The organism is Paraglaciecola sp. (assembly GCF_039942875.1).
Lineage (GTDB): Bacteria > Pseudomonadota > Gammaproteobacteria > Enterobacterales > Alteromonadaceae > Paraglaciecola.
In genome coordinates, this window is the sequence record NZ_JBDVBQ010000056.1 from 1 (window position 1) to 26,263 (window position 26,263).

26 protein-coding genes are annotated in these 26,263 nt (G+C 38.6%); 12 read left to right on the forward strand and 14 right to left on the reverse strand.

From position 1 onward, the window contains the following. Window positions 1-463 (reverse strand): methylenetetrahydrofolate reductase (locus tag ABJE44_RS19605; RefSeq protein ID WP_348120891.1); only part of this gene is annotated, 463 nt, incomplete at its 3' end. 153 nt (window positions 464-616) lie between these two features. On the opposite strand from ABJE44_RS19605, the gene metJ reads away from it, so the two are divergent. Continuing rightward, the gene (gene metJ, locus ABJE44_RS19610) at window positions 617-949 is read left to right on the forward strand and encodes a met regulon transcriptional regulator MetJ (RefSeq protein WP_348110526.1); all 333 of its coding nucleotides are present in this window, start codon (window positions 617-619) and stop codon (window positions 947-949) included. Window positions 950-1,036: 87 nt separating this feature from the next. On the opposite strand, the gene ABJE44_RS19615 is transcribed toward metJ, so the two are convergent. Together ABJE44_RS19615 and ABJE44_RS19620 are read right to left on the reverse strand one after the other, a co-directional pair. Next, window positions 1,037-1,717, reverse strand: a complete 681-nt coding sequence (locus tag ABJE44_RS19615; protein WP_348110525.1) for a glutathione S-transferase — start codon at window positions 1,715-1,717, stop codon at window positions 1,037-1,039. Window positions 1,718-1,850: 133 nt separating this feature from the next. Beyond that, the gene (locus ABJE44_RS19620) at window positions 1,851-2,435 is read right to left on the reverse strand and encodes an HD domain-containing protein (protein WP_348110524.1); all 585 of its coding nucleotides are present in this window, start codon (window positions 2,433-2,435) and stop codon (window positions 1,851-1,853) included. A 484-nt stretch (window positions 2,436-2,919) separates the two neighbouring features. Here ABJE44_RS19620 and ABJE44_RS19625 point away from each other — a divergent pair, with 484 nt between their 5' ends. The 7 genes from ABJE44_RS19625 to ABJE44_RS19655 all read left to right on the forward strand — a co-directional run bounded on the left by ABJE44_RS19625 (window position 2,920) and on the right by ABJE44_RS19655 (window position 12,221). Continuing rightward, window positions 2,920-5,766 (forward strand): EAL domain-containing protein, encoded by a 2,847-nt coding sequence (locus ABJE44_RS19625; RefSeq protein ID WP_348110523.1) that lies wholly within the window; start codon window positions 2,920-2,922, stop codon window positions 5,764-5,766. 225 nt (window positions 5,767-5,991) lie between these two features. After that, entirely contained in the window at window positions 5,992-6,615 is a 624-nt protein-coding gene (gene ribA / locus ABJE44_RS19630; RefSeq protein WP_348110522.1) for a GTP cyclohydrolase II, read from the forward strand. Window positions 6,616-6,752: 137 nt separating this feature from the next. Next, on the forward strand, window positions 6,753-8,135 hold the full coding sequence (locus ABJE44_RS19635; RefSeq protein WP_348110521.1) for a DUF3300 domain-containing protein: 1,383 nt from the start codon (window positions 6,753-6,755) through the stop codon (window positions 8,133-8,135). 64 nt (window positions 8,136-8,199) lie between these two features. Further along, a complete protein-coding gene (locus ABJE44_RS19640) occupies window positions 8,200-8,661 on the forward strand; it encodes a GNAT family N-acetyltransferase (protein WP_348110520.1) in 462 nt (153 codons plus the stop codon). 74 nt (window positions 8,662-8,735) lie between these two features. Next, window positions 8,736-9,740, forward strand: coding sequence for an aspartate carbamoyltransferase (locus tag ABJE44_RS19645; protein ID WP_348110519.1), 1,005 nt, complete (start codon window positions 8,736-8,738; stop codon window positions 9,738-9,740). A 51-nt stretch (window positions 9,741-9,791) separates the two neighbouring features. Beyond that, a complete protein-coding gene (gene hemL / locus ABJE44_RS19650) occupies window positions 9,792-11,087 on the forward strand; it encodes a glutamate-1-semialdehyde 2,1-aminomutase (RefSeq protein ID WP_348110518.1) in 1,296 nt (431 codons plus the stop codon). Between the two features lie 57 nt (window positions 11,088-11,144). After that, window positions 11,145-12,221, forward strand: a complete 1,077-nt coding sequence (locus tag ABJE44_RS19655; protein ID WP_348110517.1) for an adenylate/guanylate cyclase domain-containing protein — start codon at window positions 11,145-11,147, stop codon at window positions 12,219-12,221. Window positions 12,222-12,646: 425 nt separating this feature from the next. Here the strand turns inward: ABJE44_RS19655 and ABJE44_RS19660 are convergent, their stop codons facing one another. Further along, entirely contained in the window at window positions 12,647-13,570 is a 924-nt protein-coding gene (locus ABJE44_RS19660; protein ID WP_348110516.1) for a Dyp-type peroxidase, read from the reverse strand. Window positions 13,571-13,870: 300 nt separating this feature from the next. Here ABJE44_RS19660 and ABJE44_RS19665 point away from each other — a divergent pair, with 300 nt between their 5' ends. Beyond that, window positions 13,871-14,974 (forward strand): mechanosensitive ion channel family protein, encoded by a 1,104-nt coding sequence (locus ABJE44_RS19665; protein ID WP_348110515.1) that lies wholly within the window; start codon window positions 13,871-13,873, stop codon window positions 14,972-14,974. A gap of 22 nt (window positions 14,975-14,996) precedes the next feature. Here the strand turns inward: ABJE44_RS19665 and ggt are convergent, their stop codons facing one another. From ggt to glnK, 3 genes are all read right to left on the reverse strand, one after another. Further along, window positions 14,997-16,688 carry a gamma-glutamyltransferase gene (gene ggt / locus ABJE44_RS19670; protein WP_348110514.1) on the reverse strand — a complete coding sequence of 564 codons (1,692 nt, stop codon included), beginning with the start codon at window positions 16,686-16,688 and terminating at the stop codon, window positions 14,997-14,999. A 199-nt stretch (window positions 16,689-16,887) separates the two neighbouring features. Further along, window positions 16,888-18,129: an ammonium transporter gene (locus ABJE44_RS19675; RefSeq protein ID WP_348110513.1), complete on the reverse strand. Its 1,242-nt coding sequence runs from the start codon at window positions 18,127-18,129 to the stop codon at window positions 16,888-16,890. A 17-nt stretch (window positions 18,130-18,146) separates the two neighbouring features. Continuing rightward, window positions 18,147-18,485 (reverse strand): P-II family nitrogen regulator, encoded by a 339-nt coding sequence (gene glnK, locus ABJE44_RS19680; RefSeq protein WP_006992692.1) that lies wholly within the window; start codon window positions 18,483-18,485, stop codon window positions 18,147-18,149. Between the two features lie 461 nt (window positions 18,486-18,946). Between glnK and ABJE44_RS19685 the strand changes: the two genes are divergently transcribed. Both ABJE44_RS19685 and ABJE44_RS19690 read left to right on the forward strand, forming a co-directional pair. Further along, the gene (locus tag ABJE44_RS19685) at window positions 18,947-19,135 is read left to right on the forward strand and encodes a hypothetical protein (protein ID WP_348110512.1); all 189 of its coding nucleotides are present in this window, start codon (window positions 18,947-18,949) and stop codon (window positions 19,133-19,135) included. A gap of 15 nt (window positions 19,136-19,150) precedes the next feature. Next, entirely contained in the window at window positions 19,151-19,285 is a 135-nt protein-coding gene (locus ABJE44_RS19690; RefSeq protein ID WP_348110511.1) for a hypothetical protein, read from the forward strand. Between the two features lie 6 nt (window positions 19,286-19,291). On the opposite strand, the gene ABJE44_RS19695 is transcribed toward ABJE44_RS19690, so the two are convergent. The 4 genes from ABJE44_RS19695 to ABJE44_RS19710 all read right to left on the reverse strand — a co-directional run bounded on the left by ABJE44_RS19695 (window position 19,292) and on the right by ABJE44_RS19710 (window position 22,010). After that, window positions 19,292-19,714, reverse strand: a complete 423-nt coding sequence (locus ABJE44_RS19695; protein ID WP_348110510.1) for a DUF2721 domain-containing protein — start codon at window positions 19,712-19,714, stop codon at window positions 19,292-19,294. Window positions 19,715-19,844: 130 nt separating this feature from the next. After that, entirely contained in the window at window positions 19,845-20,219 is a 375-nt protein-coding gene (locus tag ABJE44_RS19700) for a rhodanese-like domain-containing protein (protein ID WP_348110509.1), read from the reverse strand. A gap of 114 nt (window positions 20,220-20,333) precedes the next feature. Then, window positions 20,334-21,302: a cobalamin biosynthesis protein gene (locus ABJE44_RS19705; protein WP_348110508.1), complete on the reverse strand. Its 969-nt coding sequence runs from the start codon at window positions 21,300-21,302 to the stop codon at window positions 20,334-20,336. Between the two features lie 12 nt (window positions 21,303-21,314). Next, window positions 21,315-22,010 (reverse strand): 5'-methylthioadenosine/adenosylhomocysteine nucleosidase, encoded by a 696-nt coding sequence (locus ABJE44_RS19710; protein WP_348110507.1) that lies wholly within the window; start codon window positions 22,008-22,010, stop codon window positions 21,315-21,317. Window positions 22,011-22,236: 226 nt separating this feature from the next. On the opposite strand from ABJE44_RS19710, the gene ABJE44_RS19715 reads away from it, so the two are divergent. Then, the gene (locus ABJE44_RS19715; RefSeq protein ID WP_348110506.1) at window positions 22,237-23,415 is read left to right on the forward strand and encodes a tetratricopeptide repeat protein; all 1,179 of its coding nucleotides are present in this window, start codon (window positions 22,237-22,239) and stop codon (window positions 23,413-23,415) included. Between the two features lie 49 nt (window positions 23,416-23,464). On the opposite strand, the gene ABJE44_RS19720 is transcribed toward ABJE44_RS19715, so the two are convergent. The 3 genes from ABJE44_RS19720 to udk are packed head-to-tail and all read right to left on the reverse strand — an operon-like array spanning window position 23,465 to window position 26,232. Beyond that, on the reverse strand, window positions 23,465-24,304 hold the full coding sequence (locus ABJE44_RS19720) for a 2OG-Fe(II) oxygenase family protein (protein ID WP_348110505.1): 840 nt from the start codon (window positions 24,302-24,304) through the stop codon (window positions 23,465-23,467). A gap of 47 nt (window positions 24,305-24,351) precedes the next feature. Beyond that, the gene (locus ABJE44_RS19725; protein WP_133470715.1) at window positions 24,352-25,560 is read right to left on the reverse strand and encodes a NupC/NupG family nucleoside CNT transporter; all 1,209 of its coding nucleotides are present in this window, start codon (window positions 25,558-25,560) and stop codon (window positions 24,352-24,354) included. Window positions 25,561-25,608: 48 nt separating this feature from the next. Then, on the reverse strand, window positions 25,609-26,232 hold the full coding sequence (gene udk, locus ABJE44_RS19730) for a uridine kinase (RefSeq protein WP_348110504.1): 624 nt from the start codon (window positions 26,230-26,232) through the stop codon (window positions 25,609-25,611). Between the last annotated feature and the right edge of the window lie 31 nt (window positions 26,233-26,263).

Genomic DNA, 26,263 nt, shown 5'->3' on the forward strand with positions numbered 1-26,263 from the left:
GGTGTTTTTCGGGATAAGCGGCAACAGCAATGTCAAAGTCGGCAACATCTTTTAATAAAGTCACTAAATCAGAAGCGTAAGATTGAGGCTTAGCTATCCCTTCTGGCAAATCTCCTCGAAGAGCAACAATTTTTCGAATACCGCTGTCCCAATAATCTTTAGCTATTTGAATTAGCTCTTCCCGCGAGGCATCAACACAGGTTAAGTGGGGGACCGATTTGATACCTGTTTCTGATTGAATACGCTTTACCACATCATGAGTTCTGTCACGTTCACCACTATTGGCTCCATAGGTAACCGACATATAGGCAGGCTTTAGAGGCGCTAAACGTTCCACTGACTTCCACAGAGTCTGCTCCATAGATTCAGTTTTAGGAGGGAAGAATTCAAAAGACACATCTATGTCTTTTACTTCTGATAATGATTGATTTAATGCATCTATGCCGCGTGCGTAAGATACCATTGAGGTACTCCAAATAAATTTAGCCGTTTAGACGTCTAAAATAAGCTTTGTATGTAAAGCCGTCAAGATGTTTAGCAGTCTATCGTTGACCTTTTCTGCGTAATGTTTAGAATTTCCCCGTATAAGAAAGATAAAACTTGGTAAATTTTAGCAATGGCAGATCCAACAAAGTGGAATGGAGAGTATATCCATCCTTACGCTGAGCATGGTAAAAAAAGTGAATTGGTTAAAAAAGTCACGGTTTCTATTCCTCTCAAAGTACTGAAAGTATTAACCGATGAGCGTACCAGACGTCAGGTGAATAACCTGCGGCATGCAACTAACTCTGAGTTATTGTGCGAGGCATTTTTGCATGCCTTTACTGGGCAGCCATTACCCGATGATGAAGATCTTGAAAAAGACAACGCTCAGCGTATTCCGAGAGAGGCAAGGCGTCTAATGCAGGAAATGGGGTTGGAGATAGATACCGATACCGAAGAAGAGTAATACATTGAGCAATGTAAAACCTCATTCCATATAAATGTTAAAGTACTGCCTGCCTAGGGGAGGTAGTAAGTTTATGCTTGGCCGACTTTACCCATAGTCATACTGCCCTCCTTTAGTTAAAGCCTGTTGATAGGCACTGCGAGCGTGAATAGCTTTTACAAAACGGGTTATGTTTGGTAAATCAGCAGCTGTACCTCTCGCTACTGCAGCCTCTAGAGGAAAGCTCATTTGAATATCTGCTCCAGTTAACTTTTCTCCTGCAAACCATTTGTTTTTTGCCAAATGCTGTTCAATAAACTGCATATTTGTTTTGATTATAGGGCCATAATAAGCATCCATAAGTTTATCGGCTATTTTATTGGCTATGACTTTTACAAACCAAGGTTTGGCTTTTTCACGGGCTTTATCGAGTACCAGTTTTGCAACAAGAGGTGGCATTAAGGTACCTTCTGCAAAGTGAAGCCAGTAAGTATATTGCCAGTGAACAGGTGTATTTACTGTGGTTTGAAAAAGCTGGCTACTCTCTAACGTTGCACCGTAAGTTGATATTAAATATTCAATAATCGCCCCTGACTCGGCGACTGTGATGTCGCCATCCGTAATGATGGGGGACTTGCCTAAAGGGTGAACTGCTTTTAAAGATGCGGGTGCTAAATTTGTTTCACTGTCTCTCTGATATTGCTGAATTTTATAATCTAGGTTGAGCTCTTCTAATAACCATAAAATCCGCTGTGAGCGGGAGTTATTTAGATGGTGCAAAGTGATCATTTTAGTTTCCAGTTTAGGCATAGGTTAGCTGTTTATTGTTATGTATACGTCCTAAAACTATTTAGGACCAATTCTCCCTAAAAATTGTTATCTATTATTAGGCTTTATGTGGGGTGATAAGAGTTTCAGAAAACTATTTAAGTCTTACTCCGGCTTTTGTGCCTTTTTCTATCACTTGTTCTTTTACCCATTGCCAAAGTATGGGGTTGGCACCTCCAATGGCGCTATTTTTTGCTAAAATTTGCTCTATGGTTACATCATGTTCAAGCCAGCTTTGACAGCCATTATGAATATTTTGAATTACAGGCATGAGTCTATCTATGGCTTTGGCAAATTTAGCTTCAGGGGTGTTTGCATGTTCAAACTCAGTCCATAGGTCTAGGTAGGCGACTCCTTGTTGCTTGGGTAATATTGCAAAGATGCGCTGTGCCGCGGCTAGTTCATTTTCGTAGTCATCGTGATTGGCATCGTAGGCAAATTTGTCACCGGTATCAATCTCTACAATATCGTGTAACAGCAACATAGTAACTACTGTCAAAGCGTCAGTTTTTTGCTCGGCATAAGGCAGTAATGTCAAAGCGAGTAGGGCTATTTGCCAGCTGTGTTCTGCACTATTTTCATAACGCTTAACCCCAACAGGCTTTATTTTTCTGTCTACATTTTTTAGTTGTTCAATTTCAACAATGAAATGGGTAATCTTTTGAAAGTCTTCTGTCATAGTAGGCTCATTGTGTCGCTTAATAGTTTGGGATTATGCCATTAAATTGGCTGGGTGTTATTTTCCTGATGGATCTAAACTCGTAAAATAAGTCGCAATATTATCTATGTATTGCTTATGCCGCCACTTCAGAGGCCACTATCATATTTTAACGTTCAACAAATAATACTTGCTGTACCTCAGATTACTCCGATACCCAAGAACTTACTGCATCTGTTCTTTGAGTCTAGCTAAGACTACCGAAAGTGGCTTTTGATAGATAGTGAACTAGACATTGGAAGATTACTTGAAATTAGTTATAAATTTATTCTTCAATTAAAGTGAATCCAAAATAAAACAACAATATGAGGATATGCTTGTTTATGGTAAATATAGTAAACCTACTCCGAGTTGGGGTGGCTGTTTTGATGTTTCATTTGGTAGTTAAACGTGTACCTTAAGCATTCAATGCAATAAAAAAGCAATAAGGCGCTAGAAGATAAGTATGAAGATAAGGTTGTTAAATCAATTGATTATTAGATTTTTTGTAGTTCTCTTTTGGCTAATCAGTAGCGCTCAAGCTGAAGAAGTGTTTTTTGACGATGAAGTTAATCACATTGACCTTCTGCAGAAAATAACTTGGTTGCAGACAGATAGATACGTGCAGTTATCTGATGTTCAAGGTCTTGACAATTGGCAGCAGAATGCAATGCCAAACAAGCTGAAAGAAGATAAAAGCTTGTGGGGTACAATTGATTTATACCGTTCTATTTCAAGCGATGAACCTTTTGTTTTTAAAATTGGTAACCCTTTACTTGATTATGTTGACGTATATTTACTAGATGATAAAAATCGAATTTTAAGCTCCTATTTAATGGGAGCAAAACGGGAGTTCTCTAAACGCCCCATTGAGCATAGATTGTTTATGGTTCCTATTGACCCTCGTCAGCCTGTTATTAAAGTTTTCTTCAAGGTACGTGACGATGGGCCTATTGTATTTCCGGTAACGTTAAATAAACAATCCAATTTGATTGTTAACGAGCAGCTTTTGTTGTTAGCAACTGGCTTTGTGTGTGGTGGCTTAGCATTATTGGGTGGCTATTTTTTCGCAACCTATATATTTTTACGTAGTCCTGTACGTTATTGGTTTGCTGTATCCAATGCTGTTTTCTTTTTGTTTTTTTTAAACATCAAAGGCATGTTGGGTCAATTTACCGGTTTCACAACTTATATCTCAAATATAAATGCAGCGTTATTTGGGGTCTTGTTGATTACTATTGCTAAGGTGACTTTCTCCATCTTAGAAGTTGTACCTACAATATGGCGCCATTCTTTTTATGCTCTAGGGTTTGTGACCGTTGCAATGGCATTTTCTGCAGATACCAATAGTCAAATTATTTTTGCAGTATTAATGTCAGCATTATCTTGTCTAATTATTTTAATTATGGCGTTTATTTATAACAAAAGTGATAAAAAAGTCGCTAATTTAGCTTGCTTGAGTGGGCTTTCGCTTATCGCAATTAGTGGCTTTACTCGGGTTAGTATGTACCTAGCTACCGTGCCAATATTTGAATCAGTTTCATTTGTTTTTACCGTATTTATCATATTAGGTATGATATTAATTGCTTTGTCGATAGAAGCGCACGAACGAGTAATCATAAAGCGACATCACTTAAAGCAACAAACAGCTATAACCGATTTGCATCATTACTACGATTTTTTTCAAAATTCTGCAGAAGGCTTGTATGCCTCTAAAGTGGATGGACAACTTGTATCTGTTAACCCAGCAATGTGTAGTTTATTTGGTTATAAAAACCCTAAAGAAATGCTGCTTCAGGTGAACAATGCCGACGAGTTTTATGCTGATTCTTCAGACCGTGAGCTAATACTTGGTGAAATTCATAAAAACGGAAAAGTGATCGGTAAAGAAATTCAGGGTATTCGTAAAGATGGCAGTGAGTTTTGGTTTTCAATATCAGGGCAAATAAAAGAACAAAATGATGAACGTTATTTATTTGGTTCTATCTTTGATGTTACAGCACGTAAACAATCAAATATGAGCCTTAAATACTTAGCCTCACATGATTCGTTAACTGGAGTCTTTAATCGGCGCGAATTCGATACTCGATTACAGAGTGCCTTGCATCAGGCTAAAAGCCATAATACAGATCTAACCCTACTTTATTTAGATTTGGAGCAGATTAAGCAAGTAAATGATACTTGTGGCCATAAAGCAGGCGATCTATTAATTAAGCAGTTGTCTTTAAAGTTGGGCTCTGTGGTTTCAGACAAAGGTATGTTTGCAAGAGTCGGGGGGGATGAGTTTGCCGTGTTATTAGAAGGTGATGAAGCACCTATGGCCTACTTACTAGCTAATGAACTTCTAAATGTTGTAAGAGAGTTTCGTTTTACTTGGGAAAATAAAGTATTCACGCTAGGGGTGAGTGTGGGGCAAGCCCCTTGGCAGCCAAACATTAGTACTCCTGAAGAGTTAATGAGTATGGCAGATTCTGCATGTTTTATGGCAAAGAAGAAGGGTCGTAATCACATTCATACATTCTCTGCTGATGATAAACATATGCAAAGGTACGATAAGGAGCTGTCTTGGGTTTCCAAAATAAACGAGGCCTTACAAAATGAACAGTTTGAATTGTATTACCAGCACTATTTGCCTTTAAGTAAAAAGAACATTGGTCATCAATATGAACTATTACTTAGAATGACCCAATTAGATGGAAAGGCTATTTTACCGGAAGCTTTCTTACCAGCGGCTGAGCGTTATAGTTTGTCCGCTAAAATAGACCGATGGGTAATTGAGTATTATTTCAATTGGTTAACGAAACATCCTGAACACCTAGATGAATTAACCCAAGTTAGTATTAATTTAAGTGGTCATTCTATAGGTGATAAGGAATTAAAGTTATTTATTTTAAATGCATTTGAAAAGCATAGTATTCCCTACCATAAAGTAAGCTTCGAAATTACTGAAAGCATGGCCATTGTTAGGATGGAAGAAACCATAGAGTTTATCAATACGTTTCAGAAGTTAGGTTGCGTATTTGCCTTGGATGATTTTGGTAGCGGCATAACGTCATATAATTATTTAAAAAGCTTGCCCATTGACCAAGTAAAAATTAACGGAAGTCTTGTGAAAAATATTTTGGTGGACCCCATTGATTTGGCTATGGTGAATTCTATTCACGACATTACTAAAGCCTTGGGGATGGAAACTGTGGCTAAGTTTGTAGAGTCTACTGAAGTAATGGTGGCATTAGGCAAGGCTGGAATTGATTTTGCTCAAGGGTACGGCATTGCTAAGCCTATGCCTCTTTTAGAATTTAAGAAGTACTAATTCTAGCATCGTAAAAGTAACGCTCTTGTAAACAAAGTAATAGTGCCCATATAGACTGGTACTTTTATGCGTGTCATTGACTGGTCTATATTGAATACAATTGGATAGATTACATAGAAGTGTAAGTACTGGTTGGTTTATACAAGGTCTAGCCTTTTTGGCGAATATTCTAAGGTATACACACCCAGCAAGTTTTTACCTTATTTGAAGTATGTATAGAAAAATATGACCACTAGTGCCGAAAAGTATCAATATGTAAGTTCCGCAAAATTACCTACTCGTTGGGGCCAATTTACAATTCATGGGTTTGTAGAGCTAGATTCTGGTCAAGAGCATGTCGCCTTGTCTTACGGTGAATGGTCGATAGAAGAAGTTATACCTATGCGTATTCATTCTGAGTGCTTAACTGGCGATGCTTTGTTTAGTACTCGATGTGACTGTGGCGCTCAGCTTGAAAAAGGCCTACAAAATATTGTAGAAAATGGCAAAGGAGTGTTGCTGTATCTACGTCAAGAGGGTCGAGGGATTGGTTTACTTAATAAAATCAAAGCTTACAAATTACAGGACCAAGGCATGGACACTGTAGAAGCTAATGAGCATTTGGGGTTTGACGCAGATTTAAGAGACTACAGTATTTGCCAATTAATGCTGCAGACCCTAAAAGTACAAAATATTAAATTAATGACGAACAACCCAAAAAAGCGTGCGGCCCTTGCTCGCATGGGATTCAATGTAGCCGAACGTGTGCCTATTGACCATGGTGTAACTGATGACAATCGTTATTACATTCAAACTAAAACCGAGAAATTGGGGCACCAATTTACTCCAGAGCAATATATCAAGCGCTAACTAATTTCTTTTGTTCCGTTAATAACAAATTTCAGTCTGTATTCAGTCACTGTTAAGTTTACACAGCGTATAACTATTCTTACGATTTGTTCTGCAATTATTTGTTGAACTCTTAAAAGTCATAAGAGGAAAAGGATATGGGAAATCAAGAAAAGTACCTGCTGATATATTTATGCATTTTATGTGTGGTTGTGGGAAGCCTGGTGCAATTAGCCCAAGCTGATGAGCAAGACACATCCTCAATTAATGAATTAGGCTCCGTATTAGATCAAGCTGAAGTGGATCAAATGTTGGCTCCTATCGCTCTATATCCTGACACTTTGTTATCTCATATTTTGGTTGCCGCTACCTACCCTTTGGAAGTGGTTCAAGCTGCCAGGTGGCGCAATGCAAATGATACTTTAGATGCAGAGCAAGCCTTAAATTATGCTGAAACTCAAGACTGGGACCCCAGTGTTCAAGCCCTTGTTCCATTTAATGATTTATTACAAACTTTAAGTGATGATTTGCAGTGGCTACAGCAGTTAGGTGAAGCATTCTTGTTTAATGAAGAGCAAGTGTTATCTAGTATTCAAACCTTACGTCAAAAAGCCTATGCCTTAGGCACTTTGAGGGATAATGAATATCTAGATGTGGAGCAGCAAGATAGTGAAATTATTATTCAGCCGGTGCAAAAAGAAGTGGTATATGTACCTTATTACGATACTAGTGTGGTATACGGTAGTTGGTGGCATCACAGTCAACCATATAGATGGCATAGGCCTCTTCATAGTGTTTTAGTTTCAGGTTTTTATTGGAGTATTGGTTTTCACATTCGTCCTAGCTTTTATTTTGGTGGCTTCTTTTGGCCTAAACGTCATGTGTTTGCTGATTATAATTATCGTCGTCACTCAACTAAGTATTGGTCACAACATAAAACTAAAAGTCAAAAAGTAAAGGTTAGAGATTCACAGCGTTGGACTCATAATACTAAACACAGAAGAGGGGTGCAGTATCACAAAAATGGGCAAAAAGTTGTTTATGTGAGTAATAGTAAAAATGGTCGTTCTGCCATTGTGAAAGATAATACAAGGGGCAATAAGAATAATAAAAAGCGTATTATCAAATATGATAACCATTCACAAAAAGAGAAGTTAAACAGTAAGCGCGTTAAAACGGCTTTGCAGACTAAAAATGTAAAACAAGATAGAAGTAAAAATAATGCAAAAAGTAAGTACCAGTCACATCAGAAGAAGTCTACTGTATATCAAAAAAATAGTAAGCAGCATACGAGCACAAACAAACAGGTTTTAACTGAAAAAAATAAGCCCAAGTCTCAACAGTATGGCACGTATAAGGCTAGTAAAGTTGATAAATCACAGTCTCAAACAGCAAGCTATAACCGCCAAAACCAGACTAAATCGACTAAACAAAGCTATAATACTAGTAGGGCTAACTCGAATCGACAGAGCTACAAAGCGCAGAATAAGTCGCGCAATGTGAACAGTTATCGCCAGAGTCGTAATCAACAAAAACAATAATATTAAAACCCAGTGGCCCACGCTATTATCATTCCAATAGAATGATAATAGCGTGGGCTTTTTTGTGAACATAAAAGTAGATGATTTAACCCATCCCCAAATTAAACAGTTATTACAAAAGCATTTAGATGACATGTTTGCCACCTCTCCACGTGAAAGCGTCCATGCCTTAGATTTATCTGGATTACGTCAGTCTAACGTGACTTTTTGGAGTGGTTGGCAAGGAGATGAATTGCTAGGTTGCGGTGCTTTAAAAATATTATCCGCTACACACGGCGAGATTAAATCAATGCGCACGTCTGAACATCATATTCGTAAGGGTGTGGCGTCTAAAATGTTGCAACATGTTATTCAACACTCCCAAAGTATTGGACTACACCAATTAAGTTTAGAGACAGGATCCCAAGATTTTTTTAAACCAGCTCGTCAGCTATATATAAACCATGGTTTTAAATATTGTGGCCCTTTTGGTGATTACCTTCTTGACCCAAACAGCCAGTTTATGACTTTATTTATTACAGAGTAGACTTTTAGCGCTAGGGACTAAGCTGTTATTTTGATAAAATGCTCCTTATGTCAAGAGTTTGAGTTATAGGTCTTATGAATTTTAAAGGTGGTCACATCCTGTCGGTAAATCAATTTGACCGAGAGGCAATTGAGCAGGTTTTTACTGTTGCACATCAGATGTTGCCTTATGCAAAAAGGCAAAAACGAACCACTGTTTTAGACGGCGCTATTTTGGGAAACTTATTTTTTGAGCCTAGTACTCGAACTAGAGTGAGCTTTGGTACCGCATTTAATTTATTAGGGGGCGAAGTTCGCGAAACAACAGGTTTGAGTAATTCTGCTTTGGCAAAAGGCGAATCTTTATATGACACGGCTAGGGTATTAAGTGGTTACTCAGATATCATTGCTATGCGCCATCCAGATACAGGCTCGGTTGCTGAGTTTGCACAAGGAAGCCGTATTCCTGTGATAAATGGTGGTGATGGTGCAAATGAACACCCAACCCAAGCTTTGTTAGATTTGTATACTATTCAAAAAGAGTTACAGGATCATGGTAGTGGTATTGATGGCATGCACATTGCGATGATTGGTGACTTGAAGTACGGACGAACCGTTCATTCTCTTTCTAAATTACTATGCCTGTTTAAAAATGTGCGTTTCACCTTGATTTCGCCAAAAGAACTGTCGATGCCAGCTGCAATTATTGATGCAATAGAGAATGCCGGCCATCAGTATAAAATTACTGAGCAGTTTGAGGGCAGCCTAGATGCTGACATTTGCTATCAAACTCGCATTCAAGAGGAGCGTTTTCCATCGCAACAAGAAGCGAATCAATATCGAGGTAAGTTTCGTTTAAATCAACAAATTTACACTAAACACTTCCAATCAAAAACCGTGATCATGCATCCGCTTCCCCGTGATTCACGAGCCGAAGCCAATGAGTTAGATAACGACCTTAATTTAAACCCTAACTTAGCTATTTTTCGCCAAACCGATAATGGCGTGCTAGTGCGAATGGCCTTATTTGCCTTAACATTGGGGGTCGAAAATATCGTATCTCAGTTTGATCGTGACGTGCATTGGCATGTAAATCCTTAATACCTGAATTAGCAGAAGCTAGTCAATTTTATAAAATTTTAAGAAGACATTATGAACAAATCAGAAAGCTTATTTACTCGTGCCAAAGAACACATTCCTGGTGGAGTAAACTCTCCCGTTAGAGCATTTAAAGCTGTGGGAGGTACCCCACCTTTTATTAATAAAGCAGACGGTCCTTACCTATATGATGCTGACGGTAAGCGTTATATCGATTATGTGCAGTCATGGGGACCTATGGTTTTAGGTCACAATAACCCTAAAATTCGTGAAGCGGTTATTGATGCTGCGCAAGATGGCCTGAGTTTTGGTGCGCCCACAGAAATTGAAGTTCAGATGGCTGAAAAGGTTTCTAAACTGGTGCCTTCTATGGAAATGCTACGTATGGTGAACTCTGGTACTGAAGCCACTATGAGTGCCATTAGATTGGCTAGGGGATATACCAATCGAGATAAAATTTTAAAGTTTGAGGGATGTTATCACGGGCATGCAGATGCCTTGTTGGTAAAAGCAGGATCTGGTGCACTAACTTTAGGTGTACCAAGTTCACCAGGCATTCCAGTAGACTTCGCTAAGCATACTTTGACCATGGAATATAATAACTTGGATTCGGTAGCTGCCGCGTTCAAAGAATATCCTGAAGATATTGCTTGTATTATTGTTGAGCCCGTCGCCGGTAATATGAACTGTATTCCACCAGTGGATGGGTTTTTAGAAGGTTTAAGGGATATTTGTGACAAATATGGTGCGGTACTTATTTTAGATGAAGTGATGACCGGGTTCCGTGTTGCAAGAGGCGGCGCTCAAGAAAAGTATAATATTAAGCCAGACTTAACCTGTTTAGGTAAAGTGATTGGTGGCGGTATGCCAGTAGGTGCTTTTGGTGGTAAAACTGAAATCATGAAGTGTATCGCACCTGATGGCCCAGTTTATCAAGCGGGAACCTTATCTGGGAACCCAGTTGCTATGGCAGCAGGAATGGCATCTTTGACAGAAATAGAACAAGATGGCCTATATGAAAAACTAACTGCGACTACTAAAACTTTGGCTGAGGGCTTTAAATCTTTAGCGAACAAATATGGTATTCCGATGTCTGTTAATTACGCAGGTAGCATGTTTGGGCTGTTTTTTACTGATGTTGAGAGGGTCACAAATTATCAACAAGCTATTAGTTGTAATACTGAGCAATTTAATTTGTTTTATCACGGCATGTTAGAAAAAGGTGTTTATCTAGCCCCTGCATCTTACGAAGCAGGCTTTGTATCTGCTATGCATGACGATGATGTCATTGAAGAAACATTAGCGATAGCCGACCAAGTGTTTGCTATGGTTGCAGAGAAGTGCGGATAATATTAAGTTGGATAGTTTTAGGTATATACAGCATCAAATACAAGTGAATCTTATCTAGTGTTAGCGCAAGTTTTACAGCCAATATCATTAGCATTGCTAGGGATTATTGCTATTTACACAATAGTGCTGGTGGTATTACTCAAAAAGATATTGAAAAATAAAGCTGTAGAATTTGCAAGCTCACCTGCTACAAATAAACCATCAGATACCGCAGACTCTAGTTTTGAAGATAAAGCTGATGAAGCAATGCGTCTCAATCAAACATTTCGTAAGTTTGTTCCTAAGCAATTCGTAGATCATTTTGCTAAGCATGGCTCTGACACTCTTGAGCTTGGCCGTGCAGATGAAGATGAACTAGCGATTCTATTTTCTGATATCAGAGGTTTTACAGGGCTATCAGAAAATATGACGCCTCAGGAGCTGATGAATTTTCTTAATTCTTATTTCTTAAGAATGAACGACCCCATTCATCAAAATAGTGGTTTTATTGATAAGTTTATTGGTGATGCTGTAATGGCCTTGTTCGATAGGCCCGCTGGCACTAATACAGATAAAGCTCAGGATGCAATCCGTGCGGCATTAGGGTTACGTGAGGCTATTATTCTGTATAACGAGCATAGAGCTAATTGCGACTATCCAGCTGTGAATATTGGGATTGGGGTGCACTTTGGACCAGTAATTATTGGCACTGTAGGTTCAGAAGACCGAATGGACACTACTGTAATTGGTGACGCTGTAAATATTGCCTTTAGACTTGAAGCCTTAGCGCCTAAATACTTTACGGATATAGTGGTAAGTGCTGAAACGCTCAAGCAAGCAAATGCAGATGGGGTATTTAAATACAGACTTTTAGATTGGGTAAGAGTTAAAGGAAGACAAACGCCTCTTGAAATATATGAAGTGATTGACCATCAAGCTGATGAAGTCAAACAGTTAAAGTTAGCTAATGCTGAGTTTATTAAACTTGGCATAACTTACCGAAAACTACAGCAATGGGATCAGGCTCAACAATCTTTTCAAAGAGCGATAGAAATTAGTCCCAGTGACACATTAGCAAAACACCATTTATTTCAGTGCGACGTATTAATGAATTCAGACTTACCAAAAGATTGGGATGGTTCTATTCTGCTTTAGCTTAAGGTTAGCAACTTAGACCATAGTTGTTGCCATCGATTCACTTTATCTGTTGAACTTAGGAGTTTTGGGGATATGGTTATTGAAGGCTGCAACTCGCAGTACTGGTCTAAGACGGTTGCATTGAGACTAGCTAACCTATTGTTCTTATGAGTGTATGTGGCAAGCAGAAACGTTTGGCATAATGGACATCGTAAAAAATTTGCTTGTCCTGAACCTTGTTTGTAACACTTTAATTGAAATTGACTTGATAGAGTGATTTGTCCATGGGGATCAGATAAATACTCAAGTTTTTGAAGTTTACAAAAATCGCAATCGCATACCCTAGGTGAATAATTTGATAAGGTTTTGGGCAGGCTTAATTTGACCTGAACCTCTCCACAAGAGCATTTTCCAGAGTATTCATACATAAGTAATGTTCTTAGTTACTCTTTAGCCTGCTGTTTAATAAAGTTAATTGAAGGAGCAAAGAACGCACCGCCAGTTTCAGCGCTGGTGAAGTCTAGAAACTTGTCATAGTTTCCTTCTTCATCACCAACAATTCTACTTGTGAGTATCTCAGTAAAAGGTTGTGGACTTTTAGCACAGGATACGCAATATAAGCCTTGAATTGTCATATCACCGTAGGGCATATTTTGTCTGAGTACCTCACGGTTGTTGCCATACTCATCTTTTAAAGAAGTACGTATTGTATGAGAAAATGGGGCAGTGTTATCGCTCTTAAATTCAATATTATCTGCTTTTGTCCGTCCTATAATCTCTTCTTGTTCAGAGACTTCTAGTTGTTGCCATTTCTTCATATTATGCCGGTAACGTTGAACATGGATATAGCTACCACCGGTAAAGTCAAGGTCCTGATCACCTACTAGAGCTACCGAAAATTTACGCATACCTTTTGGGTTTTCAGTACCATCAACAAAGCCTGTTAAATCTCTACCATCTAGATAACGAAAGCCTCTAACTTCTTCATATAAATCCACATGGGGTTGCAGTAATTGAATAACTTCAGCTCCTATTGCATGACAGATATCCATTCGGTCAGCTTTTATTTGTATAAACAGGTCTCCCGGTGTGGCTGGTGCATTACGGTCGTCACTATTCGTAATGGGAAATGGGGATAATTCTTGAGGGATTAACCTTGGATACAGCTCATACCAATAGTCTGTTCCAATAGCCACTATGCCTGAGACCATAGCTTCGTAATACTCTTCATCATAGTGAGCAAACAAGGCTAATATCTGAGCGATCTTTTTACGCATGGTTGATGCGTCATCGTCAATAACATTAAGCGTTAAATATAGAGCATGCAGATTCGGCTCTGCACAAATACCTTTTTGAGCCTGAGTCATGAATACATTCTTATTTGAATAAGCACAAATACCTTCGAAGTGTCGTTATGTGGCTTTGATTATGCCTATATAGTAATCGTCTGATGAAGGCATTGAAATAGAATCAAATAGAATTGTTATCTTATCTTTACAAATTCGACGTCAACAAAAACTCACAAACCATAATTGAACATTATTCATGCTGTTATGGTGCATATTTGTTTTTAAAAGCACAGGTATACCGCTGAAGCCTATATAAGTTCTATTGGTGTGTTATTTGCACAAAATAATATACAAGGAACTGAGAAAGGGTAAGCCTTTATGCCAGAAACTATAGAGTTTATAAAAAATCTCATTGATGTAACACCCGTTTGGTTATCTTCAATAGTAACCTTTATTTGTGTATTTATGAGCCTTTGGCTGTGTAAACGTATTGTCTTTTTCTATTTAAGCTTTTTAACGAACAAGTCTAAGTTTGCTTTAGACTCTTTACTATTAGAAGCAGCAGCAAGAGCAACCAGTGTCTTAATTTTTGCTATATCTTTGAAGATAGCGGAGCTTATCCTAAGTAACTTTGTTTCACTTTCTGATAGCAAAAGTGATTTATTAAATACCTCTAGCCAAGTGTTATTAATTTTGGCTTTGATTTTATTTATCGATAAGTTTTCCCGTTTAAGTCTGAGCCAATATGAAAGTAGCTCACCCTTTATGAAGACTAGCGGCAGTTTGATACGGGGCACTTCACGCGTTGTTGTCTACTGTATTGGCATGTTAGTTATTCTCAGTACACTGGGTGTTTCGATTACGCCCATAGTGGCTTCTCTAGGTATTGGCTCCCTCGCTGTGGCATTAGCATTACAACCCACTTTGGAAAATTTCTTTTCTGGTATCCACATGATAGCTGATAAACCTTTACGGGTAGGGGATTTTGTAGAGTTAGATTCTGGTGAGCAAGGGTTTGTAGAGAAGATTGGCTGGCGGTCAACCTGGATAAAAATGCTGCCTAATAATATTGTGATTATGCCAAACAGTGTGTTAGCTCAATCTAAACTCATCAATTATTACTACCCTGAAAAACAATTATCCGTGCCCGTTGATGTTGGGGTGCATTACGATTCTGACCTTGAGCACGTAGAGAAAGTCACGCTAGAGGTGGCAAGAGAGATTTTGCATTCTCATAAATGGGGGGTCCCTGAATATGAAACATTCGTGGTATTTCACACTTTTGATAACTCGAGCATTAACTTTACTGTGATGTTAAGAGCTCAAGAGTATTTTAATCGATTCTTTATTAAGTCGGCTTTCATAAAGGCATTACATAAAAGATTTAAGGACGAAGGTATTGTTATACCTTATCCAATTAGTGCGATTAACTTAAGTCAAGAAAATGCTCAACAAAGCATAACAAACCATAACGACACTTAGTGTCGCTATGGTTTTAAAAGAATTAGTAGCCAGCCGCTTGTCCGTCTTTGCGGCTCTCAGATGCGCCAAAATACACACCTGTTTCAAGATCACGCATTATGGCTTGATAGCCGCCGTAGTTACCTACGCTATCTTGCAAAATATGACCTTTTTGAATTAAATTACGTCTTACATGAGGAGCAAAACCAGACTCCAAGTGTACCTTACCACTATCGCTCATTTTTGTGCCCGTTGGTTGACTTGAGCCTGAATGTAGCATTCTTGGGGCGTCTCCAGCTTCTTGCAGGTTCATTCCAAAGTCGATCAAGTTGGTAATGATCTGCGCATGCATTTGTGGCTGGGTGCCACCTCCCATTACACCAAAACTTAACCAAGGCTGGCCATTACGAGTCACAAAGGCAGGAATAATAGTATGGAAAGGCCGCTTGTTTGGGGCATAGACATTGTTGTGGCCGGGCTCTAAGCTGAACAACTCTCCTCTATCTTGTAATACAAATCCTAACCCTGTGGGTGTCATACCAGACCCCATGCCACGATAGTTACTTTGAATGAGTGACACCATATTGCCTTCTTTGTCTGCCGTTGTGAGGTAAACAGTGTCACCGTCATTTAAGCCTGCATCGAAGCGCTTGGCGGCTTTATTGCTATCAATTAGTAGACTGCGCTTCTTCGCATAATGTTTTGATATTAACTGAGCTACAGGAATGTTATTAAAATTAGGGTCAGCATAATATTTTGCTCTATCTTCAAAGGCCAGTTTTTTAGCTTCAACAAAAGTATGAATATACTGCTCTGAACCATAACCCATGTCTTGGATATCATAGTTTTCTAAAATATTGAGTATTTGTAGTGCTGCTATACCCTGACCATTAGGTGGTAACTCCCAAACATCGTAACCTTTGTAGTTGGCTGAAACAGGTTCAACCCACTCTGATGTGTGGCTGGCTAAATCTTCATAACTTAGAAAACCGCCTTGTTTTTCCATGTAAGCTGCGATTGATTGAGCAATATCTCCTTTGTAAAAAGCATCTCGTCCACCAGTGGCTATTTTTTCATATGTTACGGCTAAGTCTTTGTTGGTAAAAATTTGTCCTTTAGCAGGTGCTTTGCCATTTGGCATATAGGTTTCTTTAAAACCGGGAAATTTGGCCAGTTTGGGAACACTTAACTGCATATAGTGGGCAATTAGCTCACTAACAGGGAAGCCATTTTTAGCATACTCAATACTTGGTGAGAGTATGGCTGCCATAGGTAGACTGCCAAATTTCTGATGTAATTCAAACCAACCATCTACAGCACCAGGAACTGAAACAGGAAGTGGCCCGTATGCTGGAATTGTATCTAACCCTTGTAGCTGAAAATGCTCCAAAGTTAATGATTTAGGGGAGCGACCTGAAGCATTTAATCCGTAAAGTTTCATTGTTTTGGCGTCCCAAACTATGGCAAACAAATCACCACCTATACCACTGCCTGTAGGTTCTACTAGGCCTAACATAGCATTGGCTGCTATCGCTGCATCTATGGCATTGCCACCTTGTTTGAGTATATCTAAAGCCACCTGAGTGGCTAAAGGTTGGCTAGTTGCCACCATACCATTGGCAGCTATGACTTCTGAGCGAGAAGCAAATGACTCTCCTGTCACTCTGTCATATGACCAAGTAGGAAAAACGACACTCAAGAATACAAAAGAAGTAACAAAGTTGGTTAGATTCATTAATTAAACTCGTTTAGGTTTGATAGTTTAGGATACACGGATTTCGCAATACTATGTACTTAGTTATTTACAAGCAGAAAAAAGCCCCGCAATTGCGAGGCTATGGCCTTCCTGGCTTAGAGGTTCCGAGGCTTAACTCGGTATCTCTTTATGGGAGTTTGTAATTGTTATTATCCCATTTTTCTAAAGCTTTTTGATATTAACGACCAGATGTGAAGTCAGGGTAAGCTTCTAAGCCACACTCACTAATGTCTACGCCTTCAAACTCTTCTTCTTCACTGACTCGGATTCCGATAACAGCTTTGATAATTGCCCAAGTGATTAAACTTGTTACAAATACCCATACGAAGATAGTAACAGCACCTAGCAATTGGCCACTGAAAGTAGCTGCATCAGAGTTAGTAACTGGTACTAGTAATAGACCAAGTAGGCCCACTACGCCGTGAACAGAGATGGCGCCAACTGGATCATCAATTTTTAACTTATCTAAAGCTAAGATACTGAATACCACTAGAATTCCACCCATTGCACCAAACAAAGTTGCCTGAAGTGGAGTTGGAGTAGACGGTTCTGCAGTAATTGCAACTAGACCTGCTAATGCGCCGTTAAGAGCCATAGTAAGGTCAGCTTTCTTAAATAAGATGCGAGCAAGTAATAAAGCAGCTACTAAACCACCAGCAGCGGCAGCGTTAGTATTCATAAATACTACAGCAACACTATTTGCACTTTCTACAGTAGCAGTAGCTAATACTGAACCACCGTTGAAACCAAACCAACCCATCCATAAGATGAATGTACCTAAAGTAGCTAAAGGTAAATTTGCACCTGGGATAGCGTTTGCTTTGCCGTCTACATATTTACCCTTACGAGCGCCTAGCAATAATACGCCAGCAAGCGCTGCAGCAGCACCAGCCATATGTACGATACCAGAACCTGCAAAGTCAGAGAATCCATTTTCACCTAGGGTATACATTCCGAATACAGATGCACCGCCCCAAGTCCAAGAACCTTCCATTGGGTAAATGAAACCAGTTAGTACGATTGTAAATGCTAAGAAAGACCAAAGCTTCATACGCTCAGCAACGGCACCTGAAACGATAGACATTGCAGTTGCAACGAATACTACCTGGAAGAAGAAATCAGCTGAAGGAGCATAAGTAGCTGGCTCTGCTTCACCTGTTGCACCATCACCAGTAATACCACTGAGGAACCAAGTAAAGTCGTCACCGCCATACATGATTGAATAACCACACACCATGTACATAATGCATGCTATAGAATATAAAGCGACGTTTTTAGTTAAAATTTCAGTGGTGTTCTTAGCTCTTACTAAACCAGCTTCTAGCATAGTAAAACCAGCAGCCATCCACATTACCAATGCGCCACATATTAAAAAGTAAAATGTATCTAGGGCGTAGCCCAACTCAAAAGTTATTTCCACAATCCTCTCCTCAAAATCTAAATGGCTTCGCCATCGGTTTCGCCTGTACGAATTCGAACGGCATGCTCTAAGTCATAGACGAATACTTTTCCGTCACCAATTTTGCCTGTTTTAGCTGCGCCAACAATAGCTTCAACTAAGCGTTCAACTTGATCATCCTGAACAGCAACTTCAAGTTTTACTTTAGGTAAGAAATCTACTTGATACTCTGCGCCACGGTAAAGTTCAGTATGGCCTTTCTGACGCCCAAAGCCTTTAACTTCAGTGACTGTCAAACCATCGATGCCGATTTCAGATATTGCTTCTCGCACATCATCAAGCTTAAAAGGCTTAATGATCGCTGTGACTAGTTTCATGGTGTTACTCCCAGTGTTTTAGTTATATTTTGCAAATGATTGACAAAATTACAACAAATCCTATGCCATAATTTTTTTCCATTAAAAACAATAGATTACGTTTTTTGATTAATGTTTTGATACATATTGTCGCACTGTTTGAGTGCGATTGTTCCGTGTTGCCTTTGTTTGGTGCTTTAGGTTTTGCGGAGGCATATTTAGGCCAGATACATGATGAATATATGGCTTTTTCCTTGCTAAATATTGAAGGCAATTAGAGTCTGCTAGACATTATTAGTAGGTACTACCTTTAGTGGCGCTCAATGTTGTTTACGGCCTTCCTGCATAGATAACACTGATATGATTTTTTACTGAACTTCTATGTAGTTACGTATACGCTGAGCTAAGCTAAAAAAGGCTTTCTCTTAAACAGGTGGTAGATTAGGCAGTTTGAAATATCTGAAAGCGATGGATTTGCAATCGTGAGTATTGAAGGGTCTCTAAACGCTTTAGATTTGCTGTTTATGTTACAAAGCCGTGATTATAAAAGCGTTATTGCAAAGTACGATAAGGTATTAATTGACTACTCAGATGTAATTGGCTCTTCACTTACCATGGAAGAAGCAGTTTGTATTACCTTGCTAGGTAAAATGGATTTAGATAATCAGTAAGGTATACATATAGCAGTGGCAGTAAACGAAAATGAGCGAGCTGTGATGGAGAAAGTTACAGCTGAATTATTTTCTAATGGTGACGCTAAAGTCACAATCGTAAAATCAAAACAGCAAGGTATCGATATTCTTAATTTACCTAGCCGTTAAATTAGATTATTTTTTTTGATTCTTAGTATTCCATACACGCTTTTTTGTAGGTAAGTTCAACTGGCTAAGATGCATGTCTAATGCTTCTATGGATATGCGTATTTCCCTTACGGATAACCACAGAGAATACAATAGTAGTACTAGGCTACAGGCGAATATTGAGCTTCCTACCGTTTGGTAGTTGGCGTAAATAGCTAGCATAGATAACACGCACATAAAAAAGGAAGCAATGCCAGCCGCTTGCATATTTTTTATTAATTGAATTCGCTGCCTTAAGTTTTTGATTTGTGCATTAGAGTTTGTATTTTCTTTTTCTAAATCAAAGTTTCGAATGACGCTTGCAAGTGCTAAAAAACGATTAGTGTAAGCGAGCAACAATAAGGATATTGCTGGGAACAACATGGCAGGTGTAGTGAGTGTAATATCCATTGAAATTGGTTGCTTTCTTTAAGTTACTAACGTTTCTGTGATTAATATTGTTGCGTTTATTCAGAAGGGCTTGCCTAAATCTTTACATATTATAATCACTGTATGTGGGTATATTTAGAAAAATACTGCTTTATTTTTCTATTGCGAGCCCAGATTTAACCCAGCCTAACATATCCCCTTCAAGATGGTTAATCTTAGAAAAACCGTTGTCGGTTAAAATGCCTGAAGCTTTATTGGCTCTATACCCAGAACGACAATACAAAACAATTTCTTTATCTGTAAAGCTATGAAACTGGTCTAGGTTGCTAGAAACCTCACTTAAAGGAATATTGATGGCTTTAGGAATATGTCCATCTGCAAATTCTTCTGGGCTTCGTACATCGATTATTATATATGAATAATTTTTATCATTAAGTATTGCAGCTTGACTAAGCTCAATCATGTCAGAAGCTTGTGCAGACAGCCCAAATAAACTTAAAAAACCAAACATAATTTGTTTAACCATCTATATTTCCTAAGTAATGTTAACAACTAGGATACTAAGTACACTTAGCCAAAGTGTAAAGTATTTAAGCTATAACTATGGCATTGCTAACAAGGGAATAAACTAAACATTAGATTAATGAATTTGAGCTGTTGAGTAAGTTAAGAAGTAAAATAGCAAAGCAGCAATCATTGTTACCCAAGTTGCACTGTTAACAATGATTAGTACTCGTTGATTGTCTGCTAACGTAACTTGTTTTGGCAGCCCGCAGCTAGGCATTCTTATCTTTTTATTATTGTAGTAGGCGGGCCCTCCCAAGCTAATGCCCATGGCTGAAGCCGAGATATTCAAGATAAACATTGATAAACTTTTATAGCTTTTTACTTGAGTTAGAGCTGTAGCTCCTAATTTGAGGTTGCAGGCCAATATAAGACTGCAACAAGTTAGGCATGATGGGACTAGTTGTAATAGTTTTATTAACCTCCTAGTTGGCCCTCCAAAATATCTAAAACGAATGAGCTTCACATTCCAAGAATGGCTTAATTCATATAAAACCCTATAGACTAAGGCTCCAACTCCTCCGGCAATAAGGTACCAAAATATAACGGAGCAATACTGATAACAAAATCGTAATAACACTGATTCTATATTGGCTTTTACTATACCCATTGGGGATAGCTTTTCGGTTTCACGTAGCACTATGGGGGACAGCATTTGCCGAGCTAGAATTTTCTTCTCAGATCTTAAGGCTTGGTTGACCTTTTGGGTTTGCTTAATAACATACTGAAATTTTAACGCTGTCAAAAGCATGATACTTTCAAAAAATAGCGGGAATTGAGACAGTAAAATAAATACAGCAATAACCGTACATACAGGGAGTAAAAGGGTTAAGGGGGCTAAAATTCCGGCTATTTGTTGCTGCCGAATCTGCCTTGGTTCTGAGGTCACCACTTTGTTTGCCATGCCTTGAGCCATTAGCTTGAGTAATGTGAGAGGATGGTATTTTTCAGGCAGGTATACGAATTTTTCAATGAGTACAACTAACACCAATACCCAATAAGCGAGTAGCTGCTCACTTATTAGTATATTGATTAAATTAGACATACCGACTCTAGCTTACTTCAGAGCTAAAATTGTTTGTATCACAAGCTCTGCTGAGTTTTTAGCCGCTTTTTCTAAATAGGTTTGGAATGAAACCGTCGATGTTTTTCCTGCTATATCTGATAACGAACGTATTACTAAATAGGGAACGCCAAGTAAGTGGCAGCTCTGAGCTATAGCGACACCTTCCATTTCAACGGCACAGGCTGTTGGAAAATTTTTACGAATTGTAGCAGCAGCTTGATCACTTCCAACGAATGAATCACCCGTGCAAATTAATCCAAGTTCAACTTGAATGTTAGTCATACTCTTGGCTTGGTTATAAGCTGCATCAACCAGCTTTGTTGCACATTCAAAGTGGGTAGGCATGCCGGCACACTGGCCAATTTCATAACCAAAGTGAGTTAAATCGGCATCAAAATGTCGTAATTCAGTTGCAATAACAATGTCACCTATATTCAAATGATTGGAAAAGCCGCCAGCCGATCCGGTATTAATGACATAGTCTGGTGAGAATTGCTTAACTAATAATGTGGTGGAAACAGAGGCTGCAACTTTACCAATACCGCATTTGACGAGCACAACATCAATGGAGCCAAGTTTGCCTGAATACACTTTTAAGTGGTTTACATGTTGTTCTTTACATTGTTGAAGAGAGTCTTGAAGAAGAGTTATTTCTTCATCCATTGCACCTAATATGGCAATTTTCATAGAGAGGTTTCTGAGTCGTTTTATTTTGAATTAAGTTTATTACGTAAGCGTTTGATTTAAAACATGCAAATAAACAGATCTCTTAAATAATCGTGTTTTAACTCTGTTGTTTGGGGGGCATTGAGTTTCGATATTTAGGACGAAATCAATCTATTAAGCGACAAATAGATTGGCTAATAGCGTTTAAAAGCGCTAATGTTAAATAAATGTTAGCGGTGGGGTTGATATGTTTAATATTAGACTTAGTTTGACGCATTATGTTTGTTTGTTATTTGTGTTTGTTTTACTGGGTTGTCAGTCTAGGGCCTCTCACAATCATGTTGCCGTTTCTGCAGAATCCCTTCTATTTGATCAAGGTTTTAAAAGCTTTTCCAATCATAGAGTAGAAACTGAATATGAAATATTTTATCTAGATGAAGACGCCAAAACCTTTGTGCATGACATCATAGGTAACATAGATAACGAGGTTGATCAGGTTGAGGCTCTAGTACATGCTGTATTTGATCGCTCTGAATTAAATCTGCTGTATCAAGCCAATGCAAACACTGTTGCCAATGATACTTTTAAATTGAAAGAAGCAAATTGTTTATCCATGTCTATTATGACCTATGCACTGACTAGGGAAGCCGGCTTTAATGTGGATTTTCAAGAAGTTTTGATTCCTGAGTATTGGACTCGTCGCCAAGGTTATAACCTGCTTAATGGCCATATAAACTTAAAATTCACTCCCCACCTGGATGCTAATGTGCTCAATTTAAGAACTCGTAGTTATCAAATAGATTTCGACCCTCAGCCTTCTAGACGGAGCTTTCCTAAAAAGCTTGTATCTAAAGAGCTGGTAGTAGCCATGTTTTACAATAATAAAGGTGCTGATGCTCTTGTGAAGCAACAATTTCCCTTAGCTTATGCCTATTTCAGAGAAGCAGTATTAAGTGAGCCATTGTTTACTTCTGCTTGGATTAATATGGGGATCTTATATCGTATGGCTGGATATTTAGAAGACGCTGAGAAGGTTTATTTGCATGCTTTACAGCAATCTCCTGATAATTTGACAGGACTGGAAAACTTGGCTTATTTATACAATATTACCGGTAAAGTAGAGTCCGCCAATGAGATTATTGCCAAAGTTGAACATAAGCGCGCTGTAAATCCCTATTACCACGTAAACTTAGGCGAGCAGGATATAGAGCAACAAAACTGGAAGTTAGCTCTGGGTCATTTTAAAAAAGCACTTATTTTAAATAGGAACATGCACGAGGGATATTTTGGTTTGGCTAGAGTTTACTTTGAAATTGGTGAGCTAGATGAAAGCGAGCGTTATTTGAAACTGGCAAAAAATAAAGCTCTCAATAATCATTATGAAGAAAAGTATCAGAGTAAATTAGATTTTTTAAGCAGTTTGTAATCGTACAAACTGCTTAGTTTTATGTTTAACAATGGCTCTAATTAAAGGGCTAGGCGACACCCAACTCTTCTAGCCTCTCTTTTAAATAGCTTTTGGCTGTATATCTATCTGATAAAACAACTTCGGGATTTGGATGTAAAAATAGAGGCAGTGAAATACGAGCTTTAGTCTGATCGCTTCCTTCTGGGTTTACAACCCTGTGAGTGGTTGACGGGAAATAACCGGCAGAGGCTTCTTGTAACATATCGCCTATATTCACGATAAGATTACCAAAATCGCATGGTACATCAATCCACGAATCGCCAGTGCCTTTAACTTGTAACCCAGGCTCATTTGCTGACGGTAATATAGTTAGTAGATTAATATCTTCATGTGCAGCAGCTCTTATCGCATCTGCCTCTTCTGAGCCGTCTAAGGGGGGGTAGTGTAAAATACGCAGTAAAGTCTGCTCACTTTCGGTCACCATGGTCGATAGTGACTGGGTATACTTAGCAGATATCTCTGCCGGCGAGTATTTTTCAACCCAAGTTAATAGCTCTGAGGCTAATGCATTGGTATCTCGGTAATAAGCTGCTATTTCCTGTTTGAGTGATTCTGGGCATCGTCCCCAAGGGTAAAAATGAAAATACTCTTTGATATCTTTCTTTTTAAAGCCTTTGGCTGTCTCTGATACACTGGTTGGGAAGAAACCATCATGGGTTTCACGGTTGTACAAAAAGTCATTTTTTTCATCAGTATTAAAAAAAGCTTGCCAGTTTTTATATATGCTAGTGACACGCTCTTTGCTTATTGGGTGATTTTTTAATACCCCAAAACCAGTTTTGTGTAATGACTCTACAAATAATTTATCGGCATTTGGTGCCTGGTAATCTACAGCTGTTAATTCCATGGTTTACTCTCAACTCAAAATCTTTATATATTTACTACAGTTATTTTTTATATGCTTAGATAGAAACCCGCTAAAGCGGCGCTCATTAAGTTTGATAAGGTTGCGGCTAATACTGTTTTTAATCCAAGTTGCGCAATTTCTTTTCGTCTATTTGGCGCTAACGCTCCTATGCCACCCATCAATATTGCTATTGAAGAGAAGTTAGCAAACCCACACAATGAGAAAATCACAATAGCCTGAGTATGGGGTGACAACTCTGCTTGATATTTCAAAAAGTCTAAATAGGCGACAAACTCATTAACCACCATTTTTTGGCCAATAAAGCTACCCGCTATATTAGCTTCATCCCATGGAACCCCTAGGGCCCAAGCTATAGGCTGAAAAAGGTACCCTAAAATAATTTCAAAGCTTAAATCTCCTGCTCCAAACAACCCGCCGGCCCATCCAATTAAGCCATTTAGTAGAGCAATAAGCCCTATAAAAGCCAGCAACATTGCCCCTACATTCAATGCTAAGTGTAATCCAGAAGCGGCACCACTTGCAGCAGCATCAAAAATGTTAGCGTACTGGTTATCTTCAGTGGTTTTTTGATCTAGCTCATTTTTAAACTCTTCTGTTTCAGGAATGATTATTTTTGCCATCAACAAGCCTCCAGGCGCAGCCATAAAGCTAGCAGCTAATAGGTATTTAATCTCTACCCCCATTCCTGCGTAACCTGCCATTACAGAGCCTGCAATAGACGCTAGACCACCAACCATCACAGCAAACAACTCGGAGCGAGTTAAATTAGGTATAAATGGCTTAATAACGAGAGGCGCTTCTGTTTGACCTACAAATATATTTGCTGCTGCAGACATAGATTCTGGGCGACTTGTCTTTAAGAAAAACTGCAAGAATCCACCGATCACACGAATAATGACCGTCATTACCTTCAGGTGATACAGCACTGTTATCAAAGAAGAGAAAAACACAATGACAGGTAATACATTGAACGCAAAAATAAAGCCCATTGATTTATTACCCATAGGGCCGAAAATAAAATTAATACCGTCTTGGCTATAACCAATGATGTTTTCTACATATCCAGTTAAAGAGAGTAAAAAGCTAATTCCTGGCGGGAAGTACAACACCAAGGCTCCAATACCTGCTTGGATTGCGAAAGCGCCGCCCACTGTACGCCAATTTATGGATTTTTTGTGAGCAGAGAATAGATAGGCAATAAACAACATTAAGGCAACGCCAATTAGACTAACCATACTTTTTCCTTATTTTTATTATTTTGTGTAGCATGTAACGGTAAGTTGTTATAACAAACTTTGTTGAATATGTGACTTAATAACATCTAGGGCGATACGATTTTCTCCCCCTTGAGTGACTATGACATCTGCTGTAAAGCGACTTGGCGCAATAAATTGGTGATACATAGGCTTTACCGTCGATTCATATTGTTGAGCTACTGACTCCAGAGTGCGACCTCTTTCAGCAATATCTCTTTTCATTCTACGTAGTAAACAAATATCTAGTGGGGTATCGACAAATATCTTTATATCAAAAAGAGGTTGCAATGCTTCGTTTGCCAATAACATGATCCCTTCAATTATAATGACAGGCGCTGAAATCAAGGTATCTGTTTGCTCGAGTCTAGTGTGGGTTTTATAGCAATAACTTGGATATTCTATAGACTTCCAATCTTTCAATGCTTTTAAATGTTGAATTAACAACTCATGCTCAAAGGCTTTGGGATGATCGTAATTATTCTTTTCTCGTTCTAGCATTGGAAGATGATCTTGGGACCGATAATAATGATCTTCACGTAAAACTTGAACGGGTTTACCTTTTTCTGAAAATTCTTTTAGAAGATTTTCGGTAAACAGTGATTTACCAGATCCTGATGCTCCAGAAATGGCAATAACTAAGGGGGCAGACATACCACTCCAGATAATTGAATTAAGACTTATA